Source organism: Pseudomonas sp. NBRC 111130 (genome assembly GCF_001320485.1).
GTDB lineage: Bacteria > Pseudomonadota > Gammaproteobacteria > Pseudomonadales > Pseudomonadaceae > Aquipseudomonas > Aquipseudomonas vlassakiae.
In genome coordinates this window covers 15,085-35,469 of sequence record NZ_BCBG01000102.1, presented here as the reverse complement: position 1 = coordinate 35,469, position 20,385 = coordinate 15,085, and the positions used below count along the sequence as shown (strand labels likewise).

Here is a 20,385-nt window from a genome sequence, read left to right as displayed (position 1 = left end):
ATGCAGGACGGCTTCAACGACCCGCTCTGGCGCCAGGTCGTCTCGGGCGCGCAGATGCTCTTCGTGGCATTCGGCGCGCTGGTGCTGATGCCGCTGATCACCGGCCTCGACCCCAACGTGGCATTGTTCACCGCCGGCATCGGTACCCTGCTGTTCCAACTGGTCACCGGCCGCCAGGTACCGGTATTCCTGGCATCGAGCTTTGCCTTCATCACCCCGATCATCCTCGCCAAGGGCCAGTTCGGCCTGGCCGAGACCATGGGCGGCGTGATGGCCGCAGGCTTCGTGTACACCTTCATGGGCTTGATGGTGAAGATCAAGGGCACCGGTTTCATCGACCGCATGCTGCCGCCGGTCGTCATCGGCCCGGTGATCATTTCCATCGGCCTGGCCATGGCCCCGATCGCCGCCAACATGGCGATGGGCAAGGCCGGTGACGGCAGCGTGCTGCTGCCATACAAGACCGCGATGCTGATCTCCATGCCTGCGCTGCTGACGACCCTGATCGTCGCGGTGTTCGGCAAGGGCATCTTCCGCCTGGTACCGATCATTGCCGGCGTGCTGGTGGGCTTTGCCCTGTCGTTCGCCTTTGGCGTGGTCGACACCGCCAAGATCGCCGCCGCACCTTGGCTGGAAATCCCCAACTTCACCGCACCGGCGTTCAACTGGCAGGCAATTCTGTTCATCGTGCCGGTCGCCCTGGCGCCGGCGATCGAGCACATTGGCGGGGTGATTGCAGTCGGCAGTGTGACCGGCCGCGACTACCTGAAGAAACCCGGCCTGCACCGCACCCTGCTGGGTGACGGCCTGGCCACCACCGCAGCCGGCCTGTTCGGCGGCCCGCCCAACACCACCTACGCCGAAGTGACCGGTGCGGTGATGCTGACCAAGAACTACAACCCGAAGATCATGACCTGGGCGGCAGTCTTTGCCATCACCCTGGCTTTCATCGGCAAGTTCGGCGCGCTGCTGCAGAGCATCCCGGTGCCGGTCATGGGCGGCATTCTGTGCCTGCTGTTCGGTTCGATCGCGGCGGTGGGCATGAACACCATGATCCGCCACAAGATCGACCTGGCCGAAGCGCGCAACCTGGTGATCGTTTCAGTGACCCTGGTGTTCGGTATCGGCGGCGTGCTGATCGGCAGTGGCGACGGCCCGGATGACTGGGGCCTGAAGGGTATTGCGCTGTGTGCCCTCGTGGCCATCGCCCTGAACCTGATCCTGCCGGGCAATGACGGCTGGAAGCACAAGAAGCTGGATGATCAATTGCCTTGATCCGGCCTTGACCTGACCTGGCCTCTTCGCGGGTAAACCCGCTCCCACAGGTTCACCACTGCCCTGATGCATGTGCAGTACCTGTGGGAGCGGGTTACCCGCGAAGAGGCCGGATCAGACTTAGCACCACTCAGGCCTTTTCACACATCCCCGCCAGCACCTTCACCCACTCCGGGTGATCATTCAGGCACGGCACCAGCACCAGCTCCCTGCCGCCCGCTTCGACAAACTGCTCGCTGCCACGCATGCCGATCTCTTCCAGCGTCTCGATGCAATCGGCAACGAACGCCGGGCACATCACCAGCAGCTTCTTCACCCCGGCTTTGGCCAGCTCGTCCAGGCGCGTCTCGGTGTAAGGCTCGATCCACTTGTCACGCCCCAACCGCGACTGGAACGACACCGACCACTTGCCATCCGCAATGCCCATCTTCGCCGCGAAGGCCTTGGCCGTAGCCAGGCACTGCCCGCGGTAACACACGGCACGCACTTCGGCGCTGGCATCGCGGCAGCAGTCGGCTGAACGCAGATCGTGCTTGCCGGCCGGGTACAGCTTCTTCAGGTGCCGCTCCGGCAAGCCATGGAAACTCAGCAACAGATGGTCGAAGTCCTGCTCGAGGTAAGGCCGGGCGCTGGCGACCAACGCGTTGATGTACTCAGGATGGTCGTAGAACGGCTTCAGCACGCGCAACTGCAACGGCAGCTGGCGCTCGGCCAACGTCTGCTTTGCCTGTTCCACCACCGTGGTGACCGTGCTGTCGGCGAACTGCGGATAAAGCGGCGCCAAGGTCACTTTACGCACACCTTGCGCAGCCAGACGCGCCAGCACCTCGGGCAACGCCGGCTCACCGTAGCGCATGGCGATTTCCACCGGCCCGTGTGGCCAGTGTTCGACCATCGCCGCCTGCAGGCGACGGGTCAGGACCACCAGTGGCGAGCCTTCATCCCACCAGATAGAGGCGTAGGCGTGCGCCGACTGCTCCGGGCGCTTGATCAGGATCAGCGACACCAGCAGGCGTCGCACCGGCCAGGGCAAGTCGATCACGTAGGGGTCCATGAGGAACTGGTTGAGGTAGCGGCGCACATCGGCCACCGAGGTGGAGGCCGGCGAACCCAGGTTAACCAGCAGTAAAGCGTGATCGGTCATGCAGCGTCCTTTGTCAGAGGCGGCTGGACAAGTTGCCCAGGGCCGATTGCAGATCGTTGAAGCGGAAAGTGAAGCCTGCCGCCAGCAAGCGCACCGGGCGCGCTCGCTGACCGCCGAGCAGCAAGGTCGACAGCTCGCCGAGACCGGCCTTGAGCAGCAAGCCGGGCATCGGCATGAATGCAGGCCGATGCAGCGTGCGCCCCAGGGCCTTGGCGAAATCGCGGTTGCGCACCGGCTCTGGTGCGCAGGCATTATAGGGACCGCTGGTATCCTTGTGCTGCAAGAGAAAATCTATCAGGGCGATCTGGTCGTCGATATGCACCCACGGCATCCACTGCCGGCCATTCCCCAACGGCCCGCCCAGCCCCAGCTTGAACGGCAAGCGCAGGCGCGACAGGAAACCACCGTCGCTAGCCAGTACCAGCCCGGTGCGCACCAGCACCACGCGAATGCCAAGCTGCTGTGCGCGCTGGGCGGTTTCTTCCCAGGCGATGCACAGCTGGCTGGCGAAGTCCTCGCGAACCGGCGCAGAGGCCTCGGTCAGTTCGCGTTCGCCGCCATCGCCATACCAGCCTACGGCGGAACCGGAAATCAGCACCTCCGGGCGCTGTTCACGGTTGCCCAGCCAGGCCAGCAGCTGCTCGGTGAGGGTGATGCGGCTGGCCCACAGCAGGTTGCGGCGCGCGGCCGACCAGGGCCGATCGGCGATCGGCGCACCGGCCAGATTGACCACTGCATCCACCTGCTCATCAGGGCCCAGATCCTCCAGCCGGCCAATGCCGCGCACCCCGCTGCCACACAATCGCGAGACGTGTTCAGGGCGCCGGCTCCACACGGTCAGGCGATGCCCCTTGCCCAGCCAGTACTGGCAAAGGTGCTGGCCGATCAACCCGGTACCACCTGTCAGCAATATATGCATGCCTGTGTCCTCGCAGCGTGCGGCCATGGTCTATTTTTAAGAACAAGGCACTTTTCCAGACCTATCGCTCTCGGATAACCATAGGCCAAGTTGCCTATGAAGCGGAATAACCTTATACAGAAATTGTACATTGTACAGGTTTGCCTGACAGCGTAGTCTGCCTACAGCAAGGTTCGAAGAGGCCATCATGACAGTACCTATTGCCATCATCGGTGCCGGCATCGCCGGCCTGTCCGCCGCCCAGGCCCTGCAGAAGGCCGGGCAGTCCGTTCACTTGTTCGACAAAGGCCATGGCAGCGGCGGGCGCATGGCCAGCAAGCGCAGCGAAGCCGGCGCACTGGACCTGGGTGCGCAGTATTTCACCGCCCGTGACCGGCGCTTCGTCGAGCAGGTGCAGCAGTGGGTGGCTGCCGGCTGGGCCGCGCAGTGGAAGCCCCAGCTGTACAACTACCGGGACGGTGAACTGACCCCCTCTCCCGATGAACAGACCCGTTGGGTAGGCGTGCCCCGCATGAGCGCCATCACCCGCGGCCTGCTCAAGGACGTCACGGTGAACTTCGGCTGCCGTATCGCCGAAGTGTTCCGCGGCAAGCAATTCTGGCACCTGCAGGATACCGAAGGTTGCAGCCATGGCCCGTTCAGCCGCGTGGTGATCGCCGTACCCGCGCCCCAGGCCACCCAATTGCTGGCCGCCACGCCGAAGCTCGCGGCCGTGGCAGCCGGGGTGCAGATGGAACCGACCTGGGCCGTCGCGCTGGCCTTCCAGGCAGCGCTGGATACGCCGATGCAAGGCTGCTTCGTGCAAGGGAGCGCACTCGACTGGCTGGCCCGTAACCGCAGCAAACCCGGCCGCGAAGAACATCTCGATACCTGGGTGCTGCATGCCACATCCGACTGGAGCAGGCAGCACATCGACCTGGCCAAGGAAGAAGTGATCGAGCACCTGCGGGGTGAATTCGCCGAGCTGATCGGCTGCGTGGTCCCGGCCCCGAGCTTCGCCCTGGCCCACCGCTGGCTGTATGCGCGGCCAACCAGCAATCACGAATGGGGTGCGCTGGCCGATGCCGACCAAGGCCTCTATGCCTGTGGCGACTGGTGCCTGTCAGGCCGTGTCGAAGGCGCCTGGCTCAGTGGCCAGGAAGCTGCGCGGCGGCTGTTGGAGCACCTGGACTAACGTCGCGCGGCAGCGCTATACAAAAATACTAGTTTGCATAACTTCCCGGCTGTGCTGGAATAAACTTGTACGTAATAGATTCTTTGTACAAGTTTTCGGAGACAGCCATGCCAGATCCTGCACCCGCATCTAAGCCCCGCATTGCCATCAGCGCCTGCCTGACCGGCCATAGCGTGCGCTACAACGGCGGGCACAAGGCTTCCGACCTGTGCCGTGAACAACTGCAAGCGCACTTCGATTGGCTGCCGGTATGCCCTGAAGTCGCCATCGGCCTGGGCGTGCCACGCGACCCGATCCGCCTGGTCGGCGACCCCTCGCAACCCGCCGTGGTTGGCACGCGCAACCCGGAGACCGACCTGACCGCTCCCCTGCGCGACTATGGCGAACAGATGGCCAATGAGCTCGATGACATCTGTGGCTACATCTTCATGCAGAAGTCACCCTCCTGCGGCCTGGAGCGGGTCAAGGTCTATCAGGAAAACGGCTATCCTGCGCCGCAAGGCGGCATGGGGGCCTATGCCGCTGCCTTCTGCGCCCGTCGCCCGGACCTGCCGGTCGAGGAGGAAGGACGCCTGCACGATCCGGTGCTGCGCGAAAATTTCATCAGCCGCGTCTACGCCTACGCCGACTGGCAGCAATTGCTGGCGCAAGGGTTGAGCCGTGGCGCCCTGGTGCGTTTCCATTCACGCTACAAGTACCTGCTGATGGCCAACAATCCCCAGGCCTACCGCCAGCTCGGCCGCCTGCTGGGCAGCATGAGCCGGGAAGACGATCCCGAGCAGATCGGGGCTCGCTACTTCAGCCAGCTGATGCAAGCGCTACGGCGTTGCGCCAGCCGGGGTACCCACGGCAATGTCCTGCAGCACCTGAGCGGCTACTTCAAGGACTCGCTGACACAGCAGGACAAAGCTGAGCTGCAGCACCTCATCGGTCAGTACCAGCAAGGTGAAGTACCGCTGGTGGTGCCACTGACGCTGCTCAAGCATCACCTGCGCAAGCATCCCGATCCTTACCTGCAACAGCAGACTTACCTGCAGCCCCACCCTGCCAGCCTGGGGCTGCGCAATGCTGTCTGAAACGCTCGTGCCGATTGGCGAGCTGGCCCGGCGCACCGGCGTCAACCCGGTCACCTTGCGCGCCTGGGAGCGTCGCTATGGCTTGCTGAAGCCGCAACGCACCGCCAAAGGGCATCGCTTGTATGGGCAAGACCAGCTCGAACGGGTTCAGGCGATACTCGGCTGGCTTGAACGTGGTGCTTCGGTCGGTCAGGTTCGTGAGCTGCTCGATCAACCGGTGAAGCGTGCGCCGATGGGCGACTGGCAGCCGCGCCAGCTGCAGTTGATCGAAGCCATTGCCCACCTTTCCCAACGCAGTCTCGACCAGCAACTGAACCAGGTGATGGCGTTGTACCCCGCCGTGACGCTGTGCGAACAGTTGCTGCTGCCACTGCTGGCATCCCTCGCGGTGCGCTGGCGCAGCCACTTCAACGCGCGCCTCGAACAGGTGTTTTTCCATACCTGGCTACGCAGCAAGCTAGGGGCTCGGGTGTATCACGACAATCAATCGTTGCAGGGGCCGGCCGTGCTGCTCTGCGAAGACAGCGAGCGCCCGTTCGATCCAAGCCTGTGGCTGTGCGCCTGGCTGCTAAGCAGCAACGGCATCCCCGTAGAGGTGCTTGAACAACCGGTGGGCGGCGCGCAGCTACAACGTGCCGTGACCACCCTGCAACCTTGGGCCGTGCTGATGCACCTTGGCCCACGCATCGATGCCAGCACCTTGCAGCGGACCTTGCAGGGCATCGGTGTGACCAAGCTGCTGGGCGGCGCCACCCTCGCCCTGCACCAAGCCGAGCTGCACGCTTTCGATCTGCCCGACCTTTTCCTGTTCGATACCCCGCAGGCGGCATTGCGTGTGCTGCAAGGCAATGTGCGCCAGCCTGTAGAGACGAGTGCCCCATGCAACTGATCTGGCTGCGCAGCGACCTGCGCATCGACGACAACTCCGCCCTCAGCGTCGCCTGCGAACGCGGCCCGACCGTGGCCTTGTGGCTGGCCAGCCCCGGCCAATGGCAGGCCCACGACGACGCTGCCTGCAAGGTCGACTTCTGGCTGCGCAACCTGCGCCAGCTGCGCCAGGCACTGGAGCAACTGAACATTCCACTGCTGGTGCGCAAGATCGACACGTGGGACCAGGCGCCGGCAACCCTGCTCGACGTGTGCCGGCGGCACAACATCGAAGCGGTGCACTGGAACGACGAATACGGCATCAACGAGGAGCAGCGTGATGCAGCCACGCGCAAGCTGCTGGAGAATGCCGGTGTGCGCGCTCACAGCTACCTGGACCAGCTGTTCTTCCGCCCGGGCACCATCGTGACTCGCAACGGTGACTACTTCCAAGTCTTTTCCCAGTTCAAAAAGGTCTGCCTGGAACACCTGCACCGCAGCCTGCCGACACTGGCCCCGCGGGTGAAGCGCCAGCAGCCACTGGATATCGCCAGCGACCCGATCCCGCAGCATATCGATGGCTTCGACAAGCCCGCCGTTGCGCTGAGTGATTACTGGCCCGCCGGTGAAGACCAGGCGCAGGCGCGGCTTGCCCGCTTCATCGATGAAACGGTCGAAGACTATGCGCACCTGCGCGACCTCCCGGCCAAACCTGGCACCAGCCAACTTTCTGCCTACCTGGCTGCTGGCGTGATCTCGCCCCGCCAATGCCTGCACGCAGCGCTGGCCAGCAACCGCGGCGAGCTCGACAGTGGCAGCAGCGGCGTGCAGACGTGGATCAACGAATTACTCTGGCGCGAGTTCTACAAGCACATCCTGACAGGTTACCCACAGGTCTCCAGGCATCGTGCCTTCCGCCCCCAGACCGAAGCCCTGCCCTGGCGCGATGCGCCAGACGATTTCAAGGCCTGGCAGGAGGGGCGTACCGGCTTCCCGATCATTGACGCGGCCATGCGCCAACTGCTGCACACCGGCTGGATGCACAACCGCCTGCGCATGATCGTCGCGATGTTCCTTAGCAAGAACCTGCTGATCGACTGGCGCCTGGGCGAACGGCACTTCATGCGCCATCTGATAGACGGTGATCTGGCCGCCAACAATGGCGGCTGGCAATGGAGTGCCTCCACCGGCACCGACGCAGTGCCCTATTTCCGCATCTTCAACCCGGTTTCCCAGTCGCAGCGGTTCGACCCCGAAGGCCGCTTCATTCGCTACTGGCTACCGGAATTGCGCGGGCTGGACGAAAAATCCATCCACCAGCCAGTGAAGTCAGCCGATCTTTTTGCTAATAATTCGTATCACAGTCCGATTGTCGATCTCGGCAGCAGTCGCCAGCGTGCACTGGAAGCCTTCAAGGGCCTACCACGCCGGCAGGATCAGAGGGCAGCATCTTGAATTACTCGCGTAGTTTCTGGGTTACGGGGGCCAGCAACGGACTGGGTCTGGCCTTGGTGGAGCGGTTGCTCGAGCAAGGGCACCGGGTTGCCGCAAGTGGCAAAGGAAGCGAGGAACTGGACGCACTGGCCGTGCGCCATGGTGGCCGGCTGTTGCGCCTGCCTTGGCAACTGCATGAAGACGGCACGGCCGCCAGGGCGGCAGAACAGATATGCCATGCCTGGTGTTCGCTGGACGTATTGATCATCAACGGTGGGGCCAGTGATTACCTGGCCGAAGACGTGGCGGACAGCGATGTGTTCGAGGCCATCGTCACTGACAACCAGCTGGCTGGCGAGCATTGCCTGGCCAGTGCACAGCCGTTGCTGGCAAAGGGGCATCAGCCGCAGGTCATGGCGATTTTCAATCGCTATTCGGCCTTGCAGCTCTACTCACCGACCCAGGTTTCGGCGGGCTGGAACAATCTGCCGCAGTGGTCGCGCGAACAGCGCCAGGCGTTGAAAGGGCTGGGGGTTGACCTGACCGTGGTGGCACCGCAGTCGCTGAAGACGCCGGTGACCTCCGAGCAGGCCGTCCCGGATGCCTGGACGCCGCACAGTGCGGCAGATGAACTGATCGCTCGTCTGGCGTTGCGTGAACCGGAGTTGGTGCTGGAAGTGCTGGATATCAGCAGCCTGTGGCCGTTATCTCGCTAAGTTGCGGGTTCTCAGGCCCGGCCTCATCGCGGCTCAACCCACGAAGAGGCCGGCACAGGCTCAGAGCGCCATGCGGTAATGCAGGCTGTAGCTCTCGACACCATCGTTAGGGGTCTGGATCCCCGCATTGGAATAGTGAATCGCCCTTACCCCGACCTCATGCCCACCGGCAAAACGCAGGCCGAAGCCAATTCGGTCTTCGAACTGGAACGCCGAACCTAACTTGTTGCTCTCGAGTTCGGTATGGGCAAATGCCGCCACACCAATCCCCGCTTCGATATACGGCTTTACCGAATTACCGGCGAATTCGTAAACGAACACGGGCGCAAACGAAAGGCTGTGGTTGCTCGACGTCTCGTCACCCTCCCAATAGGTGTAGGCGCCGTCCCAATAGCCAGTCAGCCGGCCGACGCTGGTCTGCCACCAGCTCGCATCCCAGTTGGACTGCAGGCCCAGTCGGTAAACCATGGTGGAATCACCGGTCTGTCCCACCGAAAACGATACATCGGCTGCTTGCGCTGCCACCACATGCCCCAGGGTAAACGCGGCAGCGGCCGCCAAACCGATCAGCTTCCTCATGAAAAACATCCTTTCCTGATGCTGTTATTAGTGTTCGCCTTGTGTCAGGCAAATCGGTAGAAATCGGCAAGGCAACGATAGTTCAGCTGTTTTCACATTTTTTTTACAACTGAAAGCGTTGCACGACGTCCGACTTGTGCCACAGCACTGGCAGGATGTTTCTCAGGGCCTGCGGTTCGCCGCTGGTCCAGAATGCCGCATCACGCGCCGGCCCCGCTGCCAGGAGATCGCGTGCGGCCAGCAGGCGTTGCAACTGGCGCGCCACGGCGGCTCCGGTATCGATGATGGCCACATCGGCGGGCACCATCTGCGCCAGCAGCGAACGCAGGAACGGGTAATGGGTGCAGCCGAGGATCAAGGTATCGCAGCCAGCGGTGAGCAGCGGCTGCACATAACCCAGCAGCAACTGGCGCAGCTGCGGGCTGCCGAGGTCACCGGTTTCGATCAGCTCGACCAGTCCCGGGCAGGGTTGGGTGACCACTTGCACGTCGTTGGCGAAACGGTCGAGCAAGGCGGCAAACTTGGCACTCTGCAAGGTGCCGGTGGTGGCCAGCACGCCGACCACGCCCGAGCGGGTGGCGGCGGCAGCAGGCTTGACCGCCGGCTCCATGCCGACCAAGGGCCAGTCGGGGTACAGCTCGCGCAGGTCGCCGACCGCAGCCACGGTCGCGGTATTGCAGGCCAGGACCATTGCCTTGGCACCTTGCGCCTGGAAGAACTCGGCGATGCGCCGGCAGCGCTGGCGGATGTAGTCCGCAGACTTTTCGCCATAAGGCACATGACCGCAATCGCCCACATAGAGCAGCGACTCATTGGGCAACAGGCGCTGGATTTCGGCGAGCACCGACAAACCGCCGACCCCCGAGTCCATCACGCCGACCGGCGCCGAGCGATCAGCCATCGCGCTTGCCACACACGGCACAAGCCGGGTCTCGCTTGACCCGCAACTCACGCAGGCGCGTGCCGAGGGCGTCGATCAACAGCAGGCGGCCTATCAGCGGTTCACCGAAGCCGGCCAGCAGTTTCATCGCTTCCAGCGCCTGCAGGCTTCCCACCAGTCCAACCAGCGGGCCGATCACGCCGGCTTCGCTGCAGGTCAGCTCATCTTCGCTGCCGTGGCCGTACAGGCAGTGGTAGCAAGGGCTGTAGTCACGACGCGGGTCGAACACCGACAACTGGCCTTCCAGTCGGATCGCCGCGCCACTCACCAGGGGTTTACCCGCTGCGAAGCAGGCCGCATTGACCGCCTCGCGGGTGCCGAAGTTGTCAGAGCAGTCCAGCACCAGGTCGACCGCAGCCACCGCAGCGGCCAGGGAGTCTTGGTCCAGTGCCTGGCGGTGGGCGACCAGCGCGATCTCGGGGTTGATCGCCTGCAGCCGCTGCAGCGCCGAATCCACTTTGCTCATGCCGACGCTGTCGCTGTCATGGATGACCTGGCGTTGCAGGTTGGTCAGGTCGACGGTGTCGAAGTCGGCCAGGTGCAGCTCACCTACGCCCGCAGCCGCCAGGTACAGCGCCACTGGCGAGCCGAGGCCACCGAGACCGACGATCAATGCCTTGCTGCGCTTGAGCCGCAGTTGGCCATCGATGTCCACCTGGGCCAGCAGGATCTGCCGGCTGTAACGCAACAGCTCCTGATCGCTCAACATGGCAGACGCCCCAGTGAAATACGCTCATGGCCACCCAGGTCCTTGCGGCTGGCCACCTCGGTGAAGCCTTGTGCGGCCAACAGGGCACGTACGTCCGTCGCCTGGTCGTAACCGTGCTCGAGCAGCAGCCAGCCACCCGGCACCAGGTGCTCAGGCGCCTGGGCGACGATCACCCGCAGGTCATCAAGGCCATCGCTACCAGCCACCAGCGCACTGCTGGGCTCGAAACGCACGTCGCCCTCGACCAGGTGCGGGTCTTCAGCGCGGATGTATGGCGGGTTGCTGAGAATCAGGTCGAAACGTTGCCCGGCGAGGCTGCCAAACCAGTGGCTGACCAGCACCCGGACGTTACTCAGGCCCAGGCGCTGGCGATTGCGCTCGGCCAAGGCCACGGCCTCTTCGACGCGGTCCACCGCCGTTACCTGCCAGGCCGGGCAATCGCTGGCCAGGGCCAGGGCGATGGCGCCAGTGCCGGTGCCCAGGTCGAGGACCTTGGCAGGCGATGCGGGCTGCAGCTCCAGGGCGGTTTCGACCAGCAGCTCGGTATCCGGGCGTGGAATCAGCGTATGCGGCGCCACTTCAAGGTCGAGCTTCCAGAAGCCCTGCTGCCCGAGGATGTAGGCCACCGGCTCGCCGGCCCGGCGGCGCTGCAGGTAGCTGGCGTAGGTCTCGGCATCTTCGCTGCTGACGATGCGCTCGGGCCAGGTGTGCAGGAAGCTGCGCGACTTGCCGATGGCAGCGGCGAGCAACAGTTCGGCGTCCAGGCGTTCGCTGGGCGAGTCCGGCAGCTGCGCGTTGCGCAGGAGGCTGGCAATGATGGTCATCAGTCCCCCAGGGCAGCCAGCTGGTCGGCCTGGTATTCGGCCAACAGCGGTTCGATGACGGCCTCCACGCCACCGGCAAGGATGTCGTCGAGGGAGTACAGGGTCAGGTTGATGCGGTGATCGGTCACCCGTCCCTGTGGGTAATTGTAGGTACGGATGCGTTCGGAGCGGTCACCGGAGCCGACCAGCAACTTGCGCTCGCTGGCGATGGCGTTCTGCGCGGCACTGGTCTGCATGTCATTGAGCTTGGCCGACAGCCAGGACATGGCGCGGGCGCGGTTCTTGTGTTGCGAACGCTCTTCCTGGCACTCGACCACGATGCCGGTGGGCAAGTGGGTGATGCGGATCGCCGAGTCGGTCTTGTTCACATGCTGACCACCAGCACCCGAGGCACGGTAGGTATCTACACGCAGGTCGGCCGGGTTGATCTCGATTGCCGCTTGCTCGTCAGGCTCGGGCAGCACGGCAACGGTGCAGGCCGAGGTGTGGATACGGCCCTGGGATTCGGTTTCCGGCACCCGCTGAACACGGTGCGCGCCAGACTCGAACTTGAGCTTGCCGTACACGTTGTCGCCTTCGACACGGGCGATGATCTCTTTGTAACCGCCGTGCTCGCCTTCGTTCTCGGAGAGAATCTCCAGGCGCCAGCCGCGCTTCTCGGCGTAGCGCGAGTACATGCGGAACAGGTCGCCAGAGAAGATCGCCGCTTCGTCACCGCCAGTACCGGCACGGATCTCGAGGAATACGTTGCGGCCATCGTTGGGATCCTTGGGTAGCAGCATGCGCTGCAGGTTGGACTCCAGTTCGACCAGCTGCTCCTTGGCTTCGCGCACTTCTTCAACGGCCATTTCGCGCAGGTCGGGGTCAGCGTCCTTGAGCAGCGCCTGGGCGCCTTCAAGGTCGTCCTGCACCTTGCGCCATTCTTTGTAGGCGGCATGAACCGGCTCGACTTCGGCATATTCGCGGGAATAGGCGCGGAAGCGGGTCTGGTCGGAAATCACTTCGGCGTCACCGAGCAGCGCGGTGAGTTCCTCGAAGCGGTCCTGGAGAATCTCCAGTTTGTTCAGCAGCGACGCTTTCATTGCGGGGATTTGTCCGTCGAGCCCTCGTTGAGGGCAAAGAGTTCCTGGGCCATGGCCAGCGCATCGAGGCGGCCCTCGGCCGAGAGCTTTTTCAGCTGCACGCTAGGGGCATGCAGGAGTTTGTTGGTCAGGCCCCGGGCCAGTTGCGCCAATACTTCTTCGGGGTTGCCGCCATTGGCCAGCAGGCGCTGGGCCTTTTGCAGTTCTTCGTCGCGCAGGCGCTCGCTTTGCTGGCGGTAGGCGCGCAGCACATCGACCGCGGCCAGTTCGCGCAGGCGCAGCATGAAATCTTCGGCGCCCACCGAAACCAGCTCTTCGGCGGCCTGGGCTGCACCCTGGCGGCTCTTGAGGTTTTCCGCGACCACCTCGTGCAGGTCATCGACGGTGTACAGGTAGACGTCGTCGAGTTCGCCCACTTGCGGCTCGATGTCACGCGGGACGGCGATATCGACCATGAAGATCGGTTTGTGCCGGCGCTGCTTCAGCGCGCTTTCCACCGCGCCCTTGCCGAGGATCGGCAACTGGCTGGCTGTGGAGCTGATGACGATATCGCTGTTGGCCAGCTCCTGCGGGATGTCGGCCAGCAGCACGGCATGGGCACCGAACTGCTCGGCGAGGATGCTCGCCCGCTCCAGGGTGCGGTTGGCCACGACGATGCGGCGCACACCTTGTTCATGCAGGTGACGGGCGACCAGGGTGATGGTTTCGCCGGCACCGATCAGCAGGGCCTGGCTGCGGCCCAGGTCGCTGAAGATCTGCTTGGCCAGGCTGACCGCAGCGAATGCCACGGAAACCGGGTTTTCGCCGATCGCGGTGTCGGTGCGCACCTGCTTGGCGGCGCTGAAGGTGGCCTGGAACAGGCGCCCGAGCAGCGGGCCGATGGTGCCGGCCTCACGCGCCACCGCATAGGCGGACTTCATCTGACCGAGGATCTGCGGTTCGCCGAGCACCAGCGAATCGAGCCCGGAGGCGACCCGCATCATGTGCTTCACCGCATCGTGCTCTTCGTGGACGTAGGCGCTGGCGCGCAGTTCGTCCAGGCTCAGCCGGTGATACTCGGCCAGCCATTGCAGAACGGCGTCGGCGGACAGGTGGTCCTGCTCTATATAAAGCTCGCTACGGTTGCAGGTCGACAGGATCGCCGCCTCACGGCTGGCGGTCAGTCGGCAGAGCTGCTGCAGGGCGTCGACCAGCTGCTCTGGGGTAAACGCCACGCGCTCGCGTACGTCTACCGAGGCAGTCTTATGGTTGATACCAAGTGCAAGAAAGGCCATGCAAGGTCGCTGGTTGTGACGAGAAGCCGATAATTGTCCTCTTTCGCAGGTTTTAGAACAACCACCGTTCGCTATTGTCGTGATAGGGCGGACCAACCTGGCCCCAGGGAGCCCTGTCCACGCCCCGCCCGAAAAAACCCCACCGCCAAGGCAAGCGCAAAATCTGTGGGAGCGGGCATGCCCGCGAAAAGGCCAGAGCAGGAGAAGCGAATCCCCCAGTCGCCTCCCCTCGTGACACTCTCCGCTCCGAGCGTCCATAAGTCACAAGGGAATATTTCCTACAATTAGCACCTGTCAATGAAACTTCCCGACACATCTAAGGCAAAGTTATCCACAATCTTGTAGTCCATTTCCCAAATGGATGTCCCTCTATTGCCTTCCCGATATCGGTGCCTAGCCTGCCAATCACTGACCGGGCCAAGTCCGAAATTTCGGGGTATGCGGATAAGGTTGCCGGGGTGGGCAAAGCTGCGCGCCTGATCAAGAATGGCAGCTATATCGGTGTAGCACTCGGAGTGGGAGCTACGGGACTCGAGATTCAGAAGGCCTGTACCTTGGGGAGAGAGGAGGAATGCAGCAGAGCGCAGTTCGTCGAGACTGCATCTTTGGTTGGTGGTTTAGCAGGTGCTAGCGCTGGAGCATATGCTGGCGCATATATTGGCCCAGCGGTGTGCGCAGTTCTGGGCGTCGCCAGTGGTGGGACAGGCACACTTGCTTGCGCAGTTGTGGGAGGAGCTATAGGAGGAAAATCTGCTGGTGATTACGCTGGAGAAAAGGGCAAATCCTTCGGTGAATTTCTATATCGGGAAAGCCTGAAGTGAATACGACCTGGGAACCGGGAATAGTGGGGATTTCAATCATTGTCCCCATGGCACTCACATTCATTACCCAGTGCTACGTTGCTCAAAAATACACCGAGCTTTTTGAGTCTTTTCTATCAAATTGCAAATACGTCATAGATAACAGAAAAATCTACAGGTTCGCGGGCCTGCCAGGAAAGCTGATACGCACTGGTTCCATATCGGTAGTATTGGCAACCCCCAAATTGTTCATATGGCGAGGACTCGCTAACGCAGAGGAGGTCAAGGCTTTCCCCCGAAAGCATCGACGCATTCTTCTTTGCCTGCTGGCCTTGCATCTGACGCTGCTCTCTGCGCTCGTGCTCTCCCACTTCCTGTTTCCCGTTAAATAGCCGAATCAACGGAGCGATCTACACCACCGAACCTCTCACCTACCCCGCTGTCCGACCTAGCACCACCCAAGCTGTAAACCACGACCTTCGCAGGTGGGTTTGCCCTCGCGCTTGTGTCATCATGCTCCGACCGCCGGTTAGTCTTTTTAAGCCTCTCTATGAACAGACCCTACGCATTGCTGCTTGCCTTCGCCCTGCTCCAGGGCTGCCAGAGCCTGGCCCCGCAAAAGGCCGAGCCTCCCGCCGCCGAGGCCGAGGCGAAGAAGCCCGTGGTGTATGGGTCGTTCACGCAAGACACTCTTTATAGCCTGCTGGTGGCCGAACTGGCCGGCCAGCGCAACCGCTTCGACATCGCCCTGGCCAACTACGCCGACCAGGCCGAGAAGACCCAGGACCCGGGCGTTTCCGAGCGCGCGTACCGGATTGCCGAGTACCTCGGCGCCGACGAGCCGGCGCTGGACAGCGCACTGATCTGGGCCAAGAACGACCCGGACAACCTCGACGCCCAGCGCGCCGCCGCCATTCAGCTGGCCCGCGCCGGCCGCTACGACGACTCCATGGCCTATATGGAGAAGGTGCTGCAAGGCCAGGGTGACACCCACTTCGACTTCCTTGCCCTGTCCGCCGCCGAAACCGACCAGAGCACCCGCGACGGCCTGATGCAGAGCTTCGATCGCCTGCTGGTCAAATACCCGGACAACAGCCAGTTGGTGTTCGGCAAGGCGCTGCTGCTGAACCAGGACGGCAAGGCCCAGCAAGCCCTCGACCTGCTCGAAGCGCACCCGGCGCAGAATGGCGAAATCGCCCCGATCCTGTTGCGCGCCCGCCTGCTCCAGGCTCTGGACCGTGGGCCGGAAGCGCTGCCGTTGCTGCGCGGGGCAATCCGTGACAACCCCGATGACAAGCGCCTGCGCCTGACCTATGCGCGCACCTTGGTCGAACAGGACCGCATGGCCGACGCCAAGGCCGAATTCCTCAGCCTGGTCCAGCAGTACCCGGATGATGACGAAGCGCGTTACTCCCTGGCCTTGGTGTGCCTGGAGATGAAGGACTGGGATGAAGCCGAGGTCTACCTGCGCGAGCTGATCGAGCGCGACAGCAACGTCGACGCCGCCCGCCTCAACCTGGGCCGCATCGCCGAAGAGCGCCATGACCCGGCCGGCGCCCTGCGCGAATACGCCCTGGTCGGCAACGGCCCGGATTACCTGCCGGCGCAACTGCGCCAAGCCGACATCCTGATCGCCAACGGCCGCGGCACCGAGGCTTCGCGCCTGCTCGCCGAGGCCCGCGAGGCGCAGCCGGACTACGCGGTGCAGCTGTACCTGATCGAATCGGAAAGCTACAGCAACAACAACAAGGACGCCCAGGCCGACCAGGTGCTGCAGCAAGCCCTCAAGCGCTACCCGGACGACCTCAACCTCCTTTATACCCGCGCCATGCTCGCCGAAAAGCGCAATGACCTTCCGCTGATGGAAAAAGACCTGCGCGCCATCATCGCCCGCGAGCCGGACAACGCCATGGCGCTGAACGCCCTCGGCTACACCCTGGCCGACCGCACCACCCGCTACGACGAAGCGAAGGCACTGATCGACAAGGCCCACCAGCTGACCCCGGACGACCCAGCCGTGCTCGACAGCATGGGCTGGATCAACTATCGCCTGGGCCACCTCGAAGAGGCTGAAGACTACCTGCGCCAGGCCTTTGCTCGCTTCCCCGACCACGAAGTGGCCGCTCACCTGGGCGAAGTCCTGTGGGCCAACGGCAAGCGCCGCGAAGCCCGCCAGGTCTGGGCCAAGGGCTTCGAAGCCCAGGCCGACAGCCCCATCCTGCGCAAGACCCTCCTGCGCCTGACCGGATCCGAGACTCTTTAACGCCATGTTTCTGCGCCATTGCATCACCTTCACCCTGATCGCCCTGCTGGCCGGCTGTGCCGGCTTCGGTAGCCGTGAGGCCTTGCAGGGCCACGGCGACCCACAGCAGTGGCGCGCCCACAAAGAGCAGCTGAGCAGCCTCGACGGCTGGCAGATCAACGGCAAGGTCGGCATCCGCGCCCCGCGCGACTCCGGCAGCGGCACGCTGTTCTGGCTGCAACGCCAGGATTACTACGACATCCGCCTGGCCGGCCCGCTCGGCCGTGGCGCAGCTCGCCTGACTGGCCGCCCGGGTGGCGTGGTGCTGGAAGTGGCCAACCAGGGCCGCTATGAAGCCGGCAGCCCCGAAGCCCTGCTGGAAGAACAGCTCGGTTGGCAGCTGCCGGTCTCGCACCTGGTCTGGTGGGTACGCGGCCTGCCCGCCCCCGACAGCAAGAGCAAGCTGACCCTGGATGGCGACAGCCGCCTGGCCAGCCTCGACCAGGATGGCTGGCAGGTTCAGTACCTGAGCTATACCGAGCAGAACGGCTACTGGCTGCCGGAACGCATGAAGCTGCATGGCAAAGACCTCGACGTGACCCTGGTGGTCAAGGACTGGCAACCGCGCCAGCTGGGGCACTGATCCATGCACACGCTCACCCTGCCCGCCCCGGCCAAGCTCAACCTGTGGCTGCACATCATCGGTCGCCGCGCCGACGGTTACCACGAGCTGGAAACCGTGTTCCAGTTTCTCGACCATGGCGACGAGCTGAGCTTCGCCCTGCGCGAAGACGGCGTGATCCGCCTGCATACCGAAATCGAAGGCGTGCCCCACGACAGCAACCTGATCGTGCGCGCCGCGCGTAAATTGCAGGAACAGTCCGGCACCCGGCTGGGTGCCGATATCTGGCTGACCAAGGTACTGCCCATGGGCGGCGGTATCGGCGGCGGCAGCTCGGATGCGGCGACCACGCTGCTGGCGCTGGCCCACCTGTGGCAGCTGGACTGGGACGAAGACCGCCTGGCCGCGCTGGGCTTGAGCCTGGGCGCCGATGTGCCGGTGTTCGTCCGTGGCCATGCCGCCTTTGCCCAGGGCGTCGGTGAGCAACTGACCCCGGTCGACCCGGAAGAGCCGTGGTATGTCGTCCTGGTGCCGCAAGTGTCTGTCAGCACAGTAGAAATTTTTTCACATCCACAGTTGACACGTGATTCCCTCCCCCTTAAGATGCGCCCCGTTCCCAAGGGAAACAGTCGAAATGACTGCCAACCGGTGGTAGAGCAGAATTATCCGGAAGTTCGCAACGCGCTGAATTCACTGGGTAAATTCACAGAGGCTCGACTAACCGGCACTGGAAGTTGTGTGTTTGGGGCCTTCCCAAGCAAAGCCGAAGCTGATAAAGTTCTGGCCCTTCTTTCAGCGACCCAAACAGGGTTTGTGGCGAAAGGAAGCAATATTTCGATGTTGCATCGCAAGCTGCAAAGTCTGGTCAAGAAGTCGAGCGCATAAGCGTTCGCAGCAACAGATACAGGGGCGTCGCCAAGCGGTAAGGCAGCAGGTTTTGATCCTGCCATGCGTTGGTTCGAATCCAGCCGCCCCTGCCATTTTCCTTATACTCATCCAGGTATACCCTCAGCCTTCAGGTACTGCGCGTGTCCAAGATGATGGTCTTTACGGGGAACGCTAACCCCGATCTGGCTCGGCGTGTCGTACGTCAGCTGCATATCCCTCTCGGTGACGTCTCTGTCGGTAAATTCTCCGACGGTGAGATCAGCACTGAGATCAATGAAAATGTCCGCGGTAAAGACGTCTTCATTATTCAGCCGACCTGTGCCCCGACCAACGATAACCTGATGGAACTGGTAGTGATGGCCGACGCCTTCCGCCGCTCCTCAGCATCCCGAATCACCGCCGTGATTCCGTACTTCGGATATGCCCGCCAGGACCGCCGTCCGCGTTCGGCACGTGTAGCCATCAGCGCCAAAGTCGTTGCTGACATGCTCACTGTCGTGGGTATCGACCGTGTTCTCACCGTCGACCTGCACGCTGACCAGATCCAAGGCTTCTTCGATATCCCGGTCGACAACATCTACGGCTCGCCCGTACTGGTCGACGACATCGAAGACCAGCGTTTCGAGAACCTGATGATCGTTTCCCCGGACATCGGTGGCGTTGTGCGCGCACGCGCCGTTGCCAAGTCCCTGGGCGTCGACCTCGGTATCATCGACAAACGCCGTGAAAAGGCTAACCACTCCGAGGTCATGCACATCATCGGCGACGTCGAAGGGCGCACCTGCATCCTGGTAGACGACATGGTCGACACCGCCGGCACCCTGTGCCACGCGGCCAAAGCCCTGAAAGAGCACGGCGCTGCCAAGGTTTACGCCTACTGCACGCACCCTGTCCTGTCGGGCCGCGCGATCGAGAACATCGAGAAGTCGGTACTGGACGAGCTGGTGGTGACCAACACCGTTCCGCTGTCTGCCGCTGCTCAAGCCTGTGACCGTATCCGCCAGCTGGATATCGCACCGGTTGTCGCTGAAGCGGTCCGTCGCATCAGCAACGAAGAATCGATCAGCGCGATGTTCCGCTAAGCGGAACGCGTGTTGATGTGAAGCGCCCCGCCCCAGCATGTGTTGGGGCGGGGCTTTTTTGCCATCCCCGTCTGGCGCTGGTCGCAAACGCCATTCGGGAGGCTATTTTGGAGAAGCAAAATGACTGATTTCATCCTGAACGCCCAAGCGCGTACTGACCTGGGGAAAGGTGCGAGCCGCCGCCTGCGTCACTCCGCCAGCATCCCTGCCGTTGTATACGGTGGCGATAAAGAAGCTCAATCCCTGACCATCGTGGCCAAGGAAATCGCCAAGCTGTTCGAAAACGAAGCTGCCTTCAGCCACGTTATCGAACTGAACGTCGACGGCACCAAGCAGAACGTCATCGTCAAGGCCATGCAGCGCCACCCAGCCAAAGGCTTCATCATGCACGCCGACTTCGTTCGCGTCGTTGCTGGCCAGAAGCTGACCGCTGTTGTTCCAGTGCACTTCATCAACGAAGAAGCACCGGTCAAGAAAGGCGGCGAGATCTCGCACGTTGAATCGCAGATCGAAGTTTCCTGCGAAGCCAAAGACCTGCCAGAGTTCATCGAAGTCGACCTGGCCAACGCCGAAATCGGCACCATCATCCACCTGTCGGACCTGAAAGCTCCGAAAGGCGTAGAGTTCGTTGCTCTGGCCCACGGTGATGACAAAGCTGTTGCCAACGTTCACGCTCCGCGCGTTTCCGCCGAAGCTGCTGAAGAAGGCGCTGCCGAGTAATCCACTCGCACGCCGGTG

19 protein-coding genes and 1 tRNA gene are annotated in these 20,385 nt (G+C 62.9%); 12 read left to right on the top strand and 8 right to left on the bottom strand.

The features are described from left to right. The gene (locus APH33_RS23685) at positions 1-1,275 is read left to right on the top strand and encodes a uracil-xanthine permease family protein (RefSeq protein WP_054887474.1); all 1,275 of its coding nucleotides are present in this window, start codon (positions 1-3) and stop codon (positions 1,273-1,275) included. A gap of 130 nt (positions 1,276-1,405) precedes the next feature. On the opposite strand, the gene hemH is transcribed toward APH33_RS23685, so the two are convergent. Next, positions 1,406-2,419 (bottom strand): ferrochelatase, encoded by a 1,014-nt coding sequence (gene hemH / locus APH33_RS23680; protein ID WP_054887473.1) that lies wholly within the window; start codon positions 2,417-2,419, stop codon positions 1,406-1,408. Positions 2,420-2,432: 13 nt separating this feature from the next. Then, on the bottom strand, positions 2,433-3,338 hold the full coding sequence (locus APH33_RS23675; protein ID WP_054887472.1) for a TIGR01777 family oxidoreductase: 906 nt from the start codon (positions 3,336-3,338) through the stop codon (positions 2,433-2,435). A 187-nt stretch (positions 3,339-3,525) separates the two neighbouring features. Here APH33_RS23675 and APH33_RS23670 point away from each other — a divergent pair, with 187 nt between their 5' ends. The 5 genes from APH33_RS23670 (at position 3,526) to APH33_RS23650 (ending at position 8,605) form a co-directional block, all read left to right on the top strand. Then, positions 3,526-4,512, top strand: coding sequence for an NAD(P)/FAD-dependent oxidoreductase (locus tag APH33_RS23670; protein ID WP_054887471.1), 987 nt, complete (start codon positions 3,526-3,528; stop codon positions 4,510-4,512). Positions 4,513-4,619: 107 nt separating this feature from the next. Then, positions 4,620-5,588, top strand: coding sequence for a DUF523 and DUF1722 domain-containing protein (locus tag APH33_RS23665; RefSeq protein WP_054887470.1), 969 nt, complete (start codon positions 4,620-4,622; stop codon positions 5,586-5,588). Further along, on the top strand, positions 5,578-6,477 hold the full coding sequence (locus tag APH33_RS23660) for a MerR family transcriptional regulator (protein ID WP_054887469.1): 900 nt from the start codon (positions 5,578-5,580) through the stop codon (positions 6,475-6,477). Before APH33_RS23665 ends, APH33_RS23660 begins: the two co-directional genes overlap by 11 nt. Then, on the top strand, positions 6,468-7,910 hold the full coding sequence (gene phrB / locus APH33_RS23655; RefSeq protein ID WP_054887468.1) for a deoxyribodipyrimidine photo-lyase: 1,443 nt from the start codon (positions 6,468-6,470) through the stop codon (positions 7,908-7,910). The genes APH33_RS23660 and phrB overlap by 10 nt, the downstream gene beginning before the upstream one ends. Beyond that, positions 7,907-8,605 (top strand): SDR family oxidoreductase, encoded by a 699-nt coding sequence (locus APH33_RS23650; protein WP_156352047.1) that lies wholly within the window; start codon positions 7,907-7,909, stop codon positions 8,603-8,605. The genes phrB and APH33_RS23650 overlap by 4 nt, the downstream gene beginning before the upstream one ends. Positions 8,606-8,665: 60 nt before the next feature. Here APH33_RS23650 and APH33_RS23645 read toward each other — a convergent pair whose 3' ends face one another. The 6 genes from APH33_RS23645 to hemA form a co-directional block, all read right to left on the bottom strand. Then, positions 8,666-9,184 (bottom strand): acyloxyacyl hydrolase, encoded by a 519-nt coding sequence (locus APH33_RS23645; protein ID WP_054887466.1) that lies wholly within the window; start codon positions 9,182-9,184, stop codon positions 8,666-8,668. A gap of 103 nt (positions 9,185-9,287) precedes the next feature. After that, entirely contained in the window at positions 9,288-10,085 is a 798-nt protein-coding gene (gene murI / locus APH33_RS23640; protein WP_054887465.1) for a glutamate racemase, read from the bottom strand. Beyond that, positions 10,078-10,833 (bottom strand): molybdopterin-synthase adenylyltransferase MoeB, encoded by a 756-nt coding sequence (locus tag APH33_RS23635; protein WP_054887464.1) that lies wholly within the window; start codon positions 10,831-10,833, stop codon positions 10,078-10,080. The genes murI and APH33_RS23635 overlap by 8 nt, the downstream gene beginning before the upstream one ends. Continuing rightward, positions 10,827-11,657 carry a peptide chain release factor N(5)-glutamine methyltransferase gene (gene prmC / locus APH33_RS23630; protein ID WP_054887463.1) on the bottom strand — a complete coding sequence of 277 codons (831 nt, stop codon included), beginning with the start codon at positions 11,655-11,657 and terminating at the stop codon, positions 10,827-10,829. The genes APH33_RS23635 and prmC overlap by 7 nt, the downstream gene beginning before the upstream one ends. After that, positions 11,657-12,739: a peptide chain release factor 1 gene (prfA, locus tag APH33_RS23625; RefSeq protein WP_054887462.1), complete on the bottom strand. Its 1,083-nt coding sequence runs from the start codon at positions 12,737-12,739 to the stop codon at positions 11,657-11,659. The genes prmC and prfA overlap by 1 nt, the downstream gene beginning before the upstream one ends. After that, positions 12,736-14,013 carry a glutamyl-tRNA reductase gene (gene hemA, locus APH33_RS23620; RefSeq protein ID WP_054887461.1) on the bottom strand — a complete coding sequence of 426 codons (1,278 nt, stop codon included), beginning with the start codon at positions 14,011-14,013 and terminating at the stop codon, positions 12,736-12,738. The genes prfA and hemA overlap by 4 nt, the downstream gene beginning before the upstream one ends. A gap of 1,350 nt (positions 14,014-15,363) precedes the next feature. Between hemA and APH33_RS23610 the strand changes: the two genes are divergently transcribed. The 6 genes from APH33_RS23610 (at position 15,364) to APH33_RS23585 (ending at position 20,367) form a co-directional block, all read left to right on the top strand. Further along, positions 15,364-17,076 carry a tetratricopeptide repeat protein gene (locus tag APH33_RS23610; protein WP_054887460.1) on the top strand — a complete coding sequence of 571 codons (1,713 nt, stop codon included), beginning with the start codon at positions 15,364-15,366 and terminating at the stop codon, positions 17,074-17,076. A 4-nt stretch (positions 17,077-17,080) separates the two neighbouring features. Further along, complete coding sequence (gene lolB / locus APH33_RS23605) at positions 17,081-17,698, top strand: lipoprotein insertase outer membrane protein LolB (RefSeq protein ID WP_054887459.1); 618 nt, start codon at positions 17,081-17,083, stop codon at positions 17,696-17,698. 3 nt (positions 17,699-17,701) lie between these two features. Continuing rightward, positions 17,702-18,562: a 4-(cytidine 5'-diphospho)-2-C-methyl-D-erythritol kinase gene (gene ispE / locus APH33_RS23600; RefSeq protein ID WP_054887458.1), complete on the top strand. Its 861-nt coding sequence runs from the start codon at positions 17,702-17,704 to the stop codon at positions 18,560-18,562. Between the two features lie 20 nt (positions 18,563-18,582). Then, positions 18,583-18,657, top strand: a tRNA-Gln gene (locus APH33_RS23595). Positions 18,658-18,705: 48 nt separating this feature from the next. Beyond that, positions 18,706-19,647: a ribose-phosphate pyrophosphokinase gene (locus APH33_RS23590; RefSeq protein WP_003247410.1), complete on the top strand. Its 942-nt coding sequence runs from the start codon at positions 18,706-18,708 to the stop codon at positions 19,645-19,647. A 120-nt stretch (positions 19,648-19,767) separates the two neighbouring features. Further along, positions 19,768-20,367: a 50S ribosomal protein L25/general stress protein Ctc gene (locus APH33_RS23585; protein WP_054887457.1), complete on the top strand. Its 600-nt coding sequence runs from the start codon at positions 19,768-19,770 to the stop codon at positions 20,365-20,367. Positions 20,368-20,385: the final 18 nt, after the last annotated feature.

What these genes read in the sequence shown, in the direction of transcription:
- APH33_RS23685 (WP_054887474.1), top strand. Translation starts at nt 1, where the DNA reads ATGCAGGACGGCTTCAACGACCCGCTCTGGCGCCAGGTCGTCTCGGGC.
- hemH (WP_054887473.1), bottom strand. Translation starts at nt 2,419, where the DNA reads ATGACCGATCACGCTTTACTGCTGGTTAACCTGGGTTCGCCGGCCTCC.
- APH33_RS23675 (WP_054887472.1), bottom strand. Translation starts at nt 3,338, where the DNA reads ATGCATATATTGCTGACAGGTGGTACCGGGTTGATCGGCCAGCACCTT.
- APH33_RS23670 (WP_054887471.1), top strand. Translation starts at nt 3,526, where the DNA reads ATGACAGTACCTATTGCCATCATCGGTGCCGGCATCGCCGGCCTGTCC.
- APH33_RS23665 (WP_054887470.1), top strand. Translation starts at nt 4,620, where the DNA reads ATGCCAGATCCTGCACCCGCATCTAAGCCCCGCATTGCCATCAGCGCC.
- APH33_RS23660 (WP_054887469.1), top strand. Translation starts at nt 5,578, where the DNA reads ATGCTGTCTGAAACGCTCGTGCCGATTGGCGAGCTGGCCCGGCGCACC.
- phrB (WP_054887468.1), top strand. Translation starts at nt 6,468, where the DNA reads ATGCAACTGATCTGGCTGCGCAGCGACCTGCGCATCGACGACAACTCC.
- APH33_RS23645 (WP_054887466.1), bottom strand. Translation starts at nt 9,184, where the DNA reads ATGAGGAAGCTGATCGGTTTGGCGGCCGCTGCCGCGTTTACCCTGGGG.
- murI (WP_054887465.1), bottom strand. Translation starts at nt 10,085, where the DNA reads ATGGCTGATCGCTCGGCGCCGGTCGGCGTGATGGACTCGGGGGTCGGC.
- APH33_RS23635 (WP_054887464.1), bottom strand. Translation starts at nt 10,833, where the DNA reads ATGTTGAGCGATCAGGAGCTGTTGCGTTACAGCCGGCAGATCCTGCTG.
- prmC (WP_054887463.1), bottom strand. Translation starts at nt 11,657, where the DNA reads ATGACCATCATTGCCAGCCTCCTGCGCAACGCGCAGCTGCCGGACTCG.
- prfA (WP_054887462.1), bottom strand. Translation starts at nt 12,739, where the DNA reads ATGAAAGCGTCGCTGCTGAACAAACTGGAGATTCTCCAGGACCGCTTC.
- hemA (WP_054887461.1), bottom strand. Translation starts at nt 14,013, where the DNA reads ATGGCCTTTCTTGCACTTGGTATCAACCATAAGACTGCCTCGGTAGAC.
- APH33_RS23610 (WP_054887460.1), top strand. Translation starts at nt 15,364, where the DNA reads ATGAACAGACCCTACGCATTGCTGCTTGCCTTCGCCCTGCTCCAGGGC.
- lolB (WP_054887459.1), top strand. Translation starts at nt 17,081, where the DNA reads ATGTTTCTGCGCCATTGCATCACCTTCACCCTGATCGCCCTGCTGGCC.
- ispE (WP_054887458.1), top strand. Translation starts at nt 17,702, where the DNA reads ATGCACACGCTCACCCTGCCCGCCCCGGCCAAGCTCAACCTGTGGCTG.
- APH33_RS23585 (WP_054887457.1), top strand. Translation starts at nt 19,768, where the DNA reads ATGACTGATTTCATCCTGAACGCCCAAGCGCGTACTGACCTGGGGAAA.